Source organism: Streptomyces olivaceus (assembly GCF_000721235.1).
In the GTDB taxonomy this organism is placed as follows: Bacteria; Actinomycetota; Actinomycetes; order Streptomycetales; family Streptomycetaceae; genus Streptomyces; species Streptomyces olivaceus.
In genome coordinates this window covers 20,684-33,978 of record NZ_JOFH01000021.1, presented here as the reverse complement: position 1 = coordinate 33,978, position 13,295 = coordinate 20,684, and the positions used below count along the sequence as shown (strand labels likewise).

The following is a 13,295-nucleotide window of genomic DNA, read 5'->3' as shown; positions in this document are numbered from 1 at the left end:
GACGCGCCGGCCGCCGCCTGGACCGGGGCTTCGTGACGGCGGAGACGGCCGTGGTGCTGCCGGTGTTGGTGGTGTTCGCGATGGCGCTGGTGTGGGGGCTGCTCGTGATGGCCGCCCAGATCCAGTGTGTGGACGCCGCGCGGACCGGGGCCCGTGCGGCGGCGCGGCAGGATCCGGACGACGCGGTCCTGGCCTTGGCTCGTGAGGCGGCCCCGGACGGAGCCCGGGTCACGCTCGGCCGGGAGGCGGATCTGGTCCGCGTGGCCGTGGTGGCGGAACCGCCGGTGCTGCACGGACTGCCCTTCGAGGTACGGGCGGAGGCGGTGGCTTCGGCAGAGCAGACCGTGGGGACGGAGCAGCCGGTAGGGGCGGCGCAGGCGGCGGGGGAGGACTCGTGAGGAGGCGCACGGCCTTCGGCCTGTCGGCCGAACGGAGCGGCGGTGGAGCCGACCGGGGCTCGGCGACCGTGTGGAGCGTGGGTGCCGTCGCCGTTCTGTGCGTGGTGTTCGGCGTCGTGCTGGCTCTGGGGCAGGCAGTCGTGGCCCGGCACCGGGCAGCCGGGGGCGCCGACATGGCGGCACTCGCGGCAGCGGACCGCTGGGCCAGGGGCGGCACGGCTGCGTGTGCCGAGGCCGAGCGCGTTGCGCGGGCCCAGGGGACACGGCTCGTGCGCTGCGTGCTCACCGGGCAGGTCTCGGACGTGACGGCGGCGTCGGGCACAGGGCCGTTCACGGCGGAGGTCCGGGCGAGGGCGGGCCCGGCCACGGAGGCACCCGCCCCCGCCCCCACCCACGCTCGTGCACCCACGTCCGTCGCCGGGCCCGTCCCCGTCCCCGTCCACGCCCCTGTCCCGGCTCCCGGTGTCCGTCTGGCCGGTGCCGGTTACCGCGTCTCGGCTTCCGGCGTCCGTCCGGTGTCCCCCGACCGGCGCGTCTACGCTTCCGGCGCTTGCCCGGCCTCTTCCGCTCCCCGCAGCAGGACCGTGAGGAGCCGTACCGCGCCCCGTTTGTGCAGTGGGTCGTTGCCGTTGCCGCACTTGGGGGACTGGATGCAGGACGGGCACCCGGCGTCGCACTCGCAGGAGGCGATGGCCTCGCGGGTGGCCGTGAGCCACTCGCGAGCCGTGTGGAAGGCCCGCTCGGCGAAGCCCGCGCCGCCGGGGTGGCCGTCGTACACGAAGACGGTCGGCAGCAGCGTGTCCGGGTGCAGCGGGACGGACACGCCGCCGATGTCCCAGCGGTCGCAGGTCGCGAAGAGGGGCAGCATGCCGATCGAGGCGTGCTCGGCGGCGTGCAGGGCGCCGCCGAGGATCTCCGGGTTGATCCGGGCCGCGTCCAGCTGGTCCTCGGTGACCGTCCACCACACCGCGCGGGTGCGCAGCGTCCGGGCGGGGAGGTCGAGCTTGGTCTCGCCCAGGACCTCGCCGGTGATCAGGCGCCGGCGCAGGAAGGAGACCACCTGGTTGGTGACCTCGACGGAGCCGTAGCAGAGGCGTCCGTCTCCCCAGGGGACCTCGACGTCGGTCTCCAGGACCGAGATCGCCGTGGTGTCGCGGGCCATCGTCGAGTAGGACGGGGTGGCCTGCTCGACCAGCGCGACGGAGTCCTCCAGGTCGAGGGAGCGGACGAGGTACGTGCGCCCCTGGTGGAGGTGGACGGCGCCGTCGTGGACGGTCGTGTGGGCGGCGCCCGCGTCCACTGTGCCCAGCAGTCGTCCCGTACCGGCCTCGACGACCTGCACCGGGCTTCCGCCCTCTCCGCGGATGTCCGCCAGGTCGGCGGCCCGTTCACGGCGTGTCCAGTGCCAGGCCCGGGTCCGCCGGCGCAGCAGCTTCGCCGCCTCCAGCTGGGGCAGCAGCTCTTCGCAGGCGGGGCCGAAGAGCTCCAGGTCCTGCTCCGTCAGGGGCAGTTCGGCCGCCGCCGCGCACAGGTGGGGGGCGAGGACGTACGGGTTGTCGGGATCGAGGACGGTGGATTCCACCGGCTGGTCGAACAGGGCCTCCGGATGGTGCACGAGGAAGGTGTCCAGCGGGTCGTCACGGGCGACCAGCACCGCCAGCGCGCCCTGACCGGCGCGGCCGGCCCGGCCCGCCTGCTGCCACAGGGAGGCGCGTGTGCCCGGATAGCCGGCGATCACCACGGCGTCCAGGCCGGAGATGTCGAGGCCGAGTTCCAGGGCGTTCGTGGCCGCGAGGCCGAGCAGCTCGCCGGAGTGCAGGGCGCGTTCCAGGGCGCGTCGCTCCTCCGGGAGGTAGCCCCCGCGGTACGCGGCCACCCGGCGGGGCAGGGAGCGGTCGACGTCGCCGAGGCGCTCCTGGGCGATCACCGAGATCAGCTCGGCACCCCGCCGGGACCGCACGAACGTGATCGAGCGCATGCCCTGCACGGTGAGGTCGGTGAGCAGGTCGGCCGCCTCCGCTGTGGCCGTGCGGCGGACCGGCGCGCCCTTCTCGCCCTCCAGTTCGGTCAGCGGTGGTTCCCACAGGGCGAACACCAGTTCACCGCGCGGTGAGGCGTCGTCGGCGACCTCGACGACGGGCAGTCCGGTGAGCCGGCGGGCGGCCACCGCGGGCTCGGCGGCGGTGGCGGAGGCGAGCAGGAACACGGGCGACGCGCCGTAGCGGGCACACAATCTACGCAGCCTGCGCAGCACCTGGGCGACGTGGGAGCCGAAGACGCCCCGGTAGGTGTGGCACTCGTCGATGACGACGTACTTCAGCGCCTTCAGGAAGGAGGACCAGCGAGGGTGGGACGGCAGGATGCCCCGGTGCAGCATGTCCGGGTTGGTCAGCACGTAGGTGCCGTACTGGCGGATCCACTCGCGTTCCTCGAACGGCGTGTCGCCGTCGTACACCGCGGCCCGGACGGATGTGCCGAGAGGTTGTGAAAGTTCCTTCACAGATCGGCACTGGTCGGCCGCGAGGGCTTTGGTGGGGGCCAGGTAGAGGGTGGTGGCGCCGCGCCCGTTGGGCGCCTCGGAGCCGTCCACCAGGGCCGACAGGACCGGCACCAGGTAGGCGAGGGACTTGCCGGAGGCGGTTCCGGTGGCGACGACCACCGAGTCGCCGTCCAGGGCGTGCTCGGCCGCGCGTGCCTGGTGGGCCCAGGGACGCTCGATGCCGGCGGCCCGGACGGCGGCGACGATCTCCGGCCGAATCCGGTCCGGCCAGACCGCATGACGGCCCGCACGCGGGGGCAAGTGCTCCGTATGAGTGATGCGCGCAGCCCGGCTCGGTCCCGCGGCGAGCCGGGCCAGGACCGTGCCTGGTTCCGGCCGGGAGGCGGGCTCCATCGGGGGTCGATCGGATCGGTGATTCTTGGCCATCGGTACCGAGTCTGTCACTGGCGTGACGGACAATGAGGGGGAAGGCGTCGTGCACGCCTGCCGGTAAGTGATTGAATGCCATCGCGGCTGGCGAACCGTCCTGGGGGCTTCAAGCCGAGGTGTCCCGAGGGACGACCGCTCGATAGCAAGGTGCTGGAGGATCCGTGGACCTGTCCCTGTCGACCCGTACCGTCGGCGATCGTACGGTCGTCGAGGTCGGTGGCGAAATTGACGTATACACCGCGCCCAAGCTGCGTGAGCAGCTGGTCGAGCTCGTGAACGACGGGAGTTTCCACCTCGTCGTCGACATGGAGGGCGTGGACTTCCTCGACTCCACGGGGCTCGGCGTGCTGGTCGGCGGACTGAAGCGGGTGCGTGCCCATGAGGGCTCGCTGCGCCTGGTCTGCAACCAGGAGCGCATTCTCAAAATCTTCCGTATCACCGGCCTCACCAAGGTGTTCCCCATTCACACCTCGGTCGAGGAAGCGGTGGCGGCCACCGACTGAGACGACCGGTTCCGGGCCCGCGGGTCCGGGACGGCAGTACAACGAGGGGGGTCCGGGCTGTCGGCGGCCCGGACCCCCGAAAGCACGCCCGTAGTTCCGAGGGGGATGCATGGCCACCGTCGAACTCCGCTTCAGCGCGCTGCCCGAGCATGTCCGTACCGCCCGTCTGGTGGCGGCTGCGGTGGCTCGCAGGGCCGGAGTGGACGAGGCCGTCCTCGACGAGGTCAGGCTCGCCGTGGGCGAGGCCTGCACCAGGGCGGTGGGCCTGCATCAGCATGTCGGCATCACGGCGCCGGTCACCGTGTCGCTGATCGAGGAGGAGAAGCAGTTCTCCATCGAGGTCGGCGACGAGGCGCCGCACACGGCTCCGGGGACCAAGGCCCCCGGAGCCGCCGCCGACGAGCTGGAGGCCGAGGAGGACGAGATGGGCCTCGCGGTCATCAGCGGACTCGTCGACGACGTGGAGGTCAGGGCGGGTGAGGACGGCGGACTGATCCGCATGACCTGGCCCACCGCACCGGCGGTGTTGCCGCCGATCTGAGCCTGCCGCCGCTCTGAGCCTGTCGGCGGTCCGGCCCCTCGTATCCGGTCCGGCCCCTACGTATCCGTCCGAAGCAATCACCCGAAGGGCCCCACCTGGTGGGGCCCTTCGGCATGTGCGGACATACATTGGTGCCGTACGGGTGCCAAGAGAATTCATTCACGATCAATGGCCCGGAGATCGCCCACCCCATAGATCGCCCACCCCATGGATCCCCCGTAGATCGCGCGGAGATCGCCCGGAGATCGCGCAGAGAAAATTAATGCCGGAAAGGCATTACTACTCCCCGTGTCCTTGTGGTTGACAGGGTAATTGCTTTTGTCGTGCACTGTTTTGATCAGGTTCCGGTACCTACAATCCCGTCCACATCTTGAGCTCAGCCCAAGCGTCAAGGAGGACGAATGGCGGAGCTTTCCACGTCATATCAGTCGGGCCCCCGTCAGTTCGGAGATCCCTCGACCCTCGCGGCCGCCGTACTGACCGACGGAAACCGTGTCCTCGTCGTCGTCATCGCGGTCGTCGCGCTGGCAGCACTGGTGCTCGCGGGCATCCTGGTGCGCCAGGTGCTGGCCGCGGGCGAGGGGACCGACAGCATGAAGAAGATCGCGGCGGCCGTCCAGGAAGGCGCGAACGCCTATCTGGCCCGTCAGTTGCGCACGCTCGGCGTATTCGCCGTCGTCGTGTTCTTCCTGCTCCTGCTGCTGCCCGCGGACGACTGGAATCAACGTGCCGGTCGTTCGATCTTCTTCTTGATCGGCGCGGCGTTCTCGGCGGCCACCGGGTATATCGGCATGTGGCTCGCGGTGCGCAGCAATGTGCGCGTCGCCGCGGCGGCCCGGGAAGCGACTCCGGCCCCGGGAGAACCGGAAAAGGATCTCACCCTCGTCTCGCACAGAGCGACGAAGATCGCTTTTCGTACGGGGGGCGTGGTCGGCATGTTCACGGTGGGGCTCGGCCTGCTGGGCGCCTGCTGCGTGGTGCTGGTGTACGCGGCCGACGCGCCGAAGGTCCTGGAGGGTTTCGGGCTGGGAGCCGCGCTGATCGCCATGTTCATGCGGGTCGGCGGCGGCATCTTCACCAAGGCCGCCGACGTCGGCGCCGACCTGGTCGGCAAGGTCGAACAAGGCATTCCGGAGGACGATCCGCGCAATGCCGCGACCATCGCCGACAACGTGGGCGACAACGTCGGCGACTGCGCGGGGATGGCCGCCGACCTCTTCGAGTCGTACGCCGTCACCCTGGTGGCCGCACTGATCCTCGGCAAGGTGGCCTTCGGCGACTCCGGGCTGGCGTTCCCGCTGCTGGTCCCGGCGATCGGTGTGATCACCGCCATGATCGGCATCTTCGCGGTGGCGCCCAGGCGCTCCGACCGCAGCGGCATGAGCGCGATCAACCGGGGCTTCTTCGTCTCCGCGGTGATCTCGCTGGTGCTGGTGGCGGTCGCCGTCTTCGTCTACCTGCCCGGCAGCTACGCCGACCTGGACGGCGTCACCGACGCGGCGATCGCCGGCAGGAGCGGCGACCCGCGGATTCTCGCGCTGGTCGCGGTGGCGATCGGCATCGTGCTCGCCGCCCTGATCCAGCAGCTCACCGGCTACTTCACCGAGACCACCAGGCGCCCCGTCAAGGACATCGGCAGGACCTCGCTCACCGGTCCCGCCACGGTCGTCCTCGCCGGTATCTCGCTCGGCCTCGAATCCGCCGTCTACACCGCCCTGTTGATCGGCCTCGGCGTCTACGGGGCCTTTCTGCTCGGCGGCACGTCGATCATGCTGGCGCTGTTCGCGGTGGCGCTGGCCGGCACCGGCCTGCTCACCACGGTCGGCGTGATCGTCGCCATGGACACCTTCGGGCCGGTCTCCGACAACGCGCAGGGCATCGCCGAGATGTCCGGCGACGTCGAGGGCGCCGGCGCCCAGGTCCTCACCGACCTGGACGCGGTCGGCAACACCACGAAGGCCATCACCAAGGGCATCGCCATCGCCACCGCGGTCCTCGCGGCGGCCGCCCTCTTCGGGTCCTATCGCGACGCCATCACCAGCGGCGCCGCGGACGTGGGCGAGAAACTGAGCGGTGACGGCGCGCCGATGAGCCTGATGATGGACATCTCGCAGCCCAACAACCTGGTCGGCCTCATCGCCGGCGCTGCGGTCGTCTTCCTCTTCTCGGGGCTGGCGATCAACGCGGTGTCGCGGTCGGCGGGCGCGGTGGTCTTCGAGGTGCGGCGGCAGTTCCGGGAACGGCCCGGGATCATGGACTACAGCGAGAAACCCGAGTACGGCAAGGTCGTCGACATCTGCACCAGGGACGCGCTGCGGGAGCTCGCCACGCCCGGCCTGCTCGCCGTGATGGCGCCCATCTTCATCGGGTTCACGCTCGGCGTAGGTGCCCTCGGCGCGTTCCTCGCGGGCGCGATCGGCGCGGGCACGCTGATGGCGGTGTTCCTCGCCAACTCCGGTGGTTCCTGGGACAACGCCAAGAAGCTCGTCGAGGACGGCCACCACGGCGGCAAGGGCAGCGAGGCCCACGCCGCCACCGTCATCGGCGACACGGTGGGCGACCCCTTCAAGGACACCGCGGGTCCGGCCATCAACCCGCTGCTGAAGGTGATGAACCTGGTCGCGCTGCTCATCGCGCCCGCGGTCATCAAGTTCTCCTACGGCGCCGACAAGAGCATCGGCGTCCGGGTCCTGATCGCCGTCGTCGCGTTCGTCGTCATCGCGGCGGCGGTCTACGTCTCCAAGCGGCGCGGCATCGCCATGGGTGACGAAGACGACGCCGAACAGGGCCCCAAGTCCGCGGATCCGGCGGTGGTTTCGTGACGGCCGCCGCGGGGCCACCGTAGAAGGAGCAGCTCAAAGGGCGGGCGGATGGCGCGTGTTGACGTGCCGTCCGCCCGTTTCGTAGTGGGATGCGCTCTATCACCGTGAGCCTTCTCTCTCTTGGTGCAAATGGCTTCAATACGGTCTTAACGGCTGTTCGTCCGCCGGATGTCCCCCATCCGGCGTGTATGTTCCGGGGCCGAGAGCCACGGAAGGGACCAACCCGGTGAACAAGAAGCTCGCGGCCGCACTGTCCGGCGGTGCGGTACTGGTACTGGCGCTGACGGGCTGCGGCAGCGGCGACGACAACGAGAAGCTGGACGCCTGGGCGAAGGACGTCTGCGACGGAGTACAGCCGCAGGCCAAGAAGATCGAGGCGGCCAACGCGGCGATCCAGAAGGAGACCTCGGACAACAGCACGCCGGCCGAGGTCCAGAAGACCGACGCGAAGGCCTTCCAGGACATGTCCGACGCCTACAAGGCCATGGGCGCCACCGTGCAGAAGGCCGGTTCCCCGGACGTCGAGGACGGCGAGAAGAAGCAGAAGGACGCCGTCACCGAGCTGAACGGCCTCTCCTCCTCGTACGGCTCCCTGAAGAAGCAGATGGAGGAACTCGACACCAAGGACCAGGCGAAGTTCGCCGACGGCCTCAAGGACATCGCCACGGAGCTGAACAAGCTCAGCAAGAGCGGCAGCAACGCGCTGAAGACCCTGGAAGAGGGCGATGTCGGCCAGGCGATGGCCAAGCAGGAGAGCTGCAAGTCGGCCTCGGTGACGCCGTCGGCCGCGGCCGGCTGACCGCGCCCGGCCGGACACCGGCCCCGCGGACACCCGGCCGGCGGTGACCGGCCCCGCGGACACCCGGGCGGCGGTGACCGGCCGGGCGGGGACCGCGGGGCCGCGACGGGCACGCGGGGCCACAATGGGGGTGTGAGTAACGCCAGCCTGTCCCCCCTGCCCTCCGCCGACCGCCCCGACGCCACCGCCCGGCTGCGGGACGCCCTGCTCGGGGCGTCCTTCACCGCCGACGGACTGCTGGAGCTGCTCGGCGCACCCGCCTACGCGGCCCTGTCGCGCAGCGAGACCGTGCCCGCGCTCCGTGCCACCCGCGGCGACACTCCGCTCGCGCTGCTCGTCCGGCTGTTCCTGCTGCAGCAGCCCGTCCTCCACGCGCGCGTGGAGCGCTTTTTGCCCGTCGACGCCTGCCTGGAGAGCGGCTGGCTGGTCCGCGCGGGCGACGACGAGGTGGCGGCCACCGTGGACGTACGGCCCTTCGGCGGACCCGGCGGCGAGGACTGGTTCATCGTCTCCGACCTCGGCTGCGCAGTGGGCGGCGCCGGAGGCATCGGCAACCACGCCGAGGGCGTCGTCCTGGGCGTCGGCGGCGCCTCCACGACCCTCGCGGGCCTCACCGTCCGCGAGCCCGTGGCCGCGGCCCTCGACGTCGGCACCGGCTCCGGCATCCAGGCACTGCACGCCGCCGCGCACGCCACGCGCGTGACGGCGACCGACGTGAACCCGCGCGCGCTGCACATCACCGCGCTCACCCTCGCCCTCTCCGGCGTCCAGGCCGCCGACCTGCGCGAGGGCTCCCTCTACGAGCCCGTCCACGACGACGAGACGTACGACCTGATCGTCTCCAACCCGCCCTTCGTGATCTCGCCCGGCGCCCGCCTCACCTACCGCGACGGCGGAATGGGCGGGGACGATCTGTGCCGGTCGCTCGTTCAGCAGACGGGCGAGCGACTGAACGAGGGCGGGTTCGCGCACTTCCTCGCCAACTGGCAGCACGTGGACGGGGAGGAGTGGACGGACCGGCTGCGCTCCTGGGTGCCGCGCGGCTGCGACGCGTGGATCGTGCAGCGCGAGGTGCAGGACGTCACGCAGTACGCCGAGCTGTGGCTCAGGGACGCGGGCGACCACCGGGGCGACCCGGCCGAGTACCAGGCGCGGTACGACGCGTGGCTGGACGAGTTCGAGGCACGCAAGGTCAGGGCCGTCGGCTTCGGCTGGATCACCCTGCGCCGGACCGGAGCCGCGGAGCCCTCGGTCGTCGCCGAGGAGTGGCCGCACCCGATCGAGCAGCCGCTTGGCGAGGCCGTCCGCGCCCACTTCGACCGCGTCGACTACCTCCGCGCCCACGACGACGCGGCGCTGCTCGAAGCCCACTTCACGCTGGCCGGCGAGGTCGTCCAGGAACAGGTAGGACTGCCCGGCGCGGAGGACCCGGAGCACGTCGTGCTGCGACAGAACCGCGGCATGCGCCGCGCCACCCGGGTCGACACCGTCGGAGCCGGTTTCGCGGGCGTCTGCGACGGCACGATGAGCGCCGGCCGCATCCTGGACGCCATCGCCCAGCTGGTCGGCGAGGACCCGGTCGCCCTGCGGGACCGCACGCCCGCCCAGATCCGACTCCTGGTGGAGCAGGGCTTCCTCGAACCGGCGTAGCGAGATGGGCGCGGTGAGATCGGGGTGATGAGACCGGTGTGATGAGGCTGTGTGGTGGGACAGGTGTGGTGAATGCGACGTGGTGAGACCGCCGCGGGAAAACGCGCCACTGCGGGAAAACGTGCCACCGCCGGAAAACGAGCCACCGTCCGTAACCGGCCGCCCCGTCGTCCCGGCGTTCACCTCGGGTTCGCCTGCCCGCCAGCCGCGCGTGACAGCCTCCCGGAGGCTGGACACGCGCGGCTGGAGAAAAGGGGCACGGGGACCATGGAGAGCGGACCGGCGATCTTCGCGGGATTGGTGTTCGCCCTGTTCGGGGCGGGTCTGCTGGTGTGGACCACGGCGCGGGTGCGACACGGCCGGCCCGTCGCGCACGGTGTGAGTCCGGTCGCATCGGCGACCGCCGCGGCTGTCGCCGCAGTGATCGCGCTGGCCCTCGGGGCATGGTGCCTCACGCAGGTCTGAGGGGCCGGATCCGGACCCCTGCCGCACCCCCGGCCGGGTAACCGGGAGGTCGCGCTCCGGATATGCGCGCCGGGACCGGAACGCGCACCGGGCGGCAGGAACACGGTTCGTCGGGTTACCGTTCGAGTGGCCGTTGTGGGCTTTTCCCGTTTGACACGGGGGCGGGAGGTACCGTCACACTCCGCAGCGTCACGACCGAACCACAGAACGACCCGACCCGGGACCTCGACCTGGGGAGGCCCAGCGTCGACCGGAAAGAAGAGCGAAGTTGTCCCCGACCAGCGAGACCGCAGACGGCGGCCGCCGACTCGTCATCGTCGAGTCGCCTAACAAGGTGAAGACGATCAAGGGCTATCTCGGTCCTGGCTACGTGGTCGAGGCGAGTGTCGGGCACATTCGCGACCTGCCCAGTGGCGCGGCGGAGGTACCGGAGAAGTACACCGGGGAGGTCCGCCGCCTCGGCGTGGACGTCGACCACGACTTCCAGCCGATCTACGTGGTCAACGCCGACAAGAAGTCCCAGGTCAAGAAGCTCAAGGACCTGCTGAAGGAATCCGACGAGCTCTACCTCGCCACTGACGAGGACCGCGAGGGCGAGGCCATCGCCTGGCACCTGCAGGAAGTCCTCAAGCCGAAGATCCCGGTCAAGCGCATGGTGTTCCACGAGATCACCAAGGACGCCATCCGCGCCGCCGTCGCCAACCCGCGCGAGCTCAACCAGAAGCTCGTCGACGCCCAGGAGACGCGCCGCATCGTCGACCGCCTCTACGGCTACGAGGTCTCGCCGGTCCTGTGGAAGAAGGTCATGCCGCGCCTGTCGGCCGGCCGTGTCCAGTCCGTCGCCTCCCGCCTCGTCGTCGAGCGGGAGCGCGCCCGCATGGCGTTCCGCTCCGCCGAGTACTGGGACCTCACCGGCACCTTCGCGACCGGCCGCGCGGGGGACGCCTCCGACCCGTCGTCGCTGGTCGCCCGCCTCCAGACGGTCGACGGACGGCGCATCGCGCAGGGCCGCGACTTCGACTCCCTGGGCCGGCTCAAGAGCGCGGACACCCTCCACCTCGACGAGGCGAACGCCCGCGCGCTCGCCGCCGCTCTCGAGGACACGCGGTTCTCGGTGCGGTCGGTCGAGTCCAAGCCGTACCGCCGCTCCCCGTACGCCCCGTTCCGTACGACGTCGCTGCAGCAGGAGGCCAGCCGCAAGCTCGGCCTCGGCGCGAAGGCGACCATGCAGGTGGCCCAGAAGCTGTACGAGAACGGCTACATCACCTACATGCGTACGGACTCCACGACCCTCAGCGACACCGCGCTCACCGCGGCCCGCGCCCAGGTCACGCAGCTGTACGGCACGGACTACCTGCCGCCGCAGCCGCGCACGTACGCCGGCAAGGTCAGGAACGCGCAGGAGGCGCACGAGGCGATCCGCCCCTCCGGCGACCGTTTCCGCACGCCCGCCGAGACCGGTCTGACCGGCGAGCAGTTCAAGCTGTACGAGCTGATCTGGAAGCGGACCGTCGCCTCCCAGATGAAGGACGCCACCGGGAACAGCGTCACGGTCAAGATCGGCGGCACCTCCGCCGACGGCCGGGACGTCGAGTTCAGCGCGTCCGGCAAGACCATCACCTTCCACGGCTTCCTCAAGGCCTACGTCGAGGGCGCCGACGACCCGAACGCCGAGCTGGACGACCGCGAGCGCCGTCTGCCGCAGGTCGCCGAGGGCGACGCGCTGACGGCCGAGGAGATCGCGGTCGACGGCCACGCCACCAAGCCCCCGGCCCGCTACACCGAGGCGTCGCTGATCAAGGAGCTGGAAGACCGCGAGATCGGCCGCCCGTCGACGTACGCGTCGATCATCGGCACCATCCTGGACCGCGGCTACGTCTTCAAGAAGGGCACGGCGCTCGTCCCGTCCTTCCTCTCCTTCGCCGTCGTCAACCTCCTGGAGAAGCACTTCGGGCGGCTCGTCGACTACGACTTCACCGCGAAGATGGAGGACGACCTCGACGCCATCGCCCGCGGCGAGGCCCAGTCGGTGCCGTGGCTGCGGCGCTTCTACTTCGGCGAGGGCGACGAACCGGGCCCCGCCCCCGGCAACGGCGGCGCGGCCGACGCGGGCAACGGCGACGGGGACCACCTCGGCGGCCTCAAGGAACTCGTGACCGACCTCGGCGCGATCGACGCCCGAGAGGTGTCCTCCTTCCCCGTCGGCAACGACATCGTGCTGCGCGTCGGCCGCTACGGCCCGTACGTCGAGCGCGGCGAGAAGGACTCCGACAACCACCAGCGCGCCGACGTCCCCGAGGACCTGGCGCCGGACGAGCTGTCCGTGGAGCTGGCGGAGGAACTGCTCGCCAAGCCGAGCGGCGACTTCGAACTGGGCACCGACCCGGCCACCGGGCACACCATCGTCGCCAAGGACGGGCGCTACGGCCCGTACGTCACCGAGGTGCTCCCCGAGGGCACCCCGAAGACCGGCAAGAACGCCGTGAAGCCGCGTACCGCGTCGCTGTTCAAGTCGATGTCGCTGGACACGGTGACCCTGGACGACGCCCTGCGGCTGATGTCGCTGCCGCGGGTCGTCGGCGCCGACGCGGAGGGCGTCGAGATCACCGCGCAGAACGGCCGCTACGGCCCGTACCTGAAGAAGGGCACGGACTCGCGGTCCCTGCAGACCGAGGAGCAGCTCTTCGGGATCACGCTGGAGGAGGCGCTGGCGATCTACGCCCAGCCCAAGCAGCGTGGCCGGGCCGCGGCCAAGCCGCCGCTGAAGGAGCTGGGCACCGACCCGGTCAGCGAGAAGCCCGTCGTGGTCAAGGACGGCCGCTTCGGCCCGTACGTCACCGACGGCGAGACCAACGCGACCCTGCGCTCCGGCGACAGCGTCGAGGAGATCACGCCCGAGCGCGGCTACGAGCTGCTCGCCGAGAAGCGCGCCAAGGGGCCTGCCAAGAAGACGGCGAAGAAGACCGCCAAGAAGGCGACCGCGAAGAAGACGGCCGCCAAGAAGGCACCGGCCAAGAAGACGGCGGCGACCAAGAAGACGGCCGCGGCGAAGACGACGACGGCCGCCAAGAAGACCGCCGCGAAGAGCACGGCGAAGAAGACGACCGCCGGAACGGCCGCCAAGAAGGCGACCGCGTCGGAGGACTGAGCCCCGGTCGGAGCCGGCGCACGGACGGCCCGGAGACGGC

Annotated in this window: 9 protein-coding genes and 1 pseudogene; 9 read left to right on the top strand and 1 reads right to left on the bottom strand. The window is 70.9% G+C overall.

What is annotated here, in order from left to right:
• The first annotated feature begins 32 nt into the window (after nt 1-32).
• Both IG94_RS0123460 and IG94_RS40705 read left to right on the top strand, forming a co-directional pair.
• Nucleotides 33-398, top strand: coding sequence for a TadE family type IV pilus minor pilin (locus IG94_RS0123460; RefSeq protein WP_031040497.1), 366 nt, complete (start codon nt 33-35; stop codon nt 396-398).
• Between the two features lie 20 nt (nt 399-418).
• Nucleotides 419-787 (top strand): annotated as a pseudogene (locus IG94_RS40705) (Rv3654c family TadE-like protein); the annotation flags it as partial.
• 146 nt (nt 788-933) lie between these two features.
• On the opposite strand, the gene IG94_RS0123455 reads toward IG94_RS40705, so the two are convergent.
• Nucleotides 934-3,324: a DEAD/DEAH box helicase gene (locus tag IG94_RS0123455; RefSeq protein ID WP_052410819.1), complete on the bottom strand. Its 2,391-nt coding sequence runs from the start codon at nt 3,322-3,324 to the stop codon at nt 934-936.
• A gap of 164 nt (nt 3,325-3,488) precedes the next feature.
• Between IG94_RS0123455 and bldG the strand changes: the two genes are divergently transcribed.
• The 7 genes from bldG (at nt 3,489) to topA (ending at nt 13,255) form a co-directional block, all read left to right on the top strand.
• On the top strand, nt 3,489-3,830 hold the full coding sequence (gene bldG, locus IG94_RS0123450) for an anti-sigma factor antagonist BldG (protein ID WP_003975386.1): 342 nt from the start codon (nt 3,489-3,491) through the stop codon (nt 3,828-3,830).
• Nucleotides 3,831-3,939: 109 nt separating this feature from the next.
• A complete protein-coding gene (locus tag IG94_RS0123445) occupies nt 3,940-4,371 on the top strand; it encodes an ATP-binding protein (protein ID WP_031040490.1) in 432 nt (143 codons plus the stop codon).
• A gap of 401 nt (nt 4,372-4,772) precedes the next feature.
• Nucleotides 4,773-7,193, top strand: a complete 2,421-nt coding sequence (locus IG94_RS0123440) for a sodium-translocating pyrophosphatase (RefSeq protein WP_031040487.1) — start codon at nt 4,773-4,775, stop codon at nt 7,191-7,193.
• 226 nt (nt 7,194-7,419) lie between these two features.
• On the top strand, nt 7,420-7,992 hold the full coding sequence (locus IG94_RS0123435) for a hypothetical protein (RefSeq protein ID WP_031040485.1): 573 nt from the start codon (nt 7,420-7,422) through the stop codon (nt 7,990-7,992).
• A 132-nt stretch (nt 7,993-8,124) separates the two neighbouring features.
• Nucleotides 8,125-9,642, top strand: coding sequence for a DUF7059 domain-containing protein (locus IG94_RS0123430; protein ID WP_031040483.1), 1,518 nt, complete (start codon nt 8,125-8,127; stop codon nt 9,640-9,642).
• A 267-nt stretch (nt 9,643-9,909) separates the two neighbouring features.
• Nucleotides 9,910-10,107, top strand: coding sequence for a hypothetical protein (locus IG94_RS0123425; RefSeq protein ID WP_031040481.1), 198 nt, complete (start codon nt 9,910-9,912; stop codon nt 10,105-10,107).
• Nucleotides 10,108-10,375: 268 nt separating this feature from the next.
• Nucleotides 10,376-13,255: a type I DNA topoisomerase gene (gene topA, locus IG94_RS0123420; RefSeq protein WP_031040478.1), complete on the top strand. Its 2,880-nt coding sequence runs from the start codon at nt 10,376-10,378 to the stop codon at nt 13,253-13,255.
• Nucleotides 13,256-13,295: the final 40 nt, after the last annotated feature.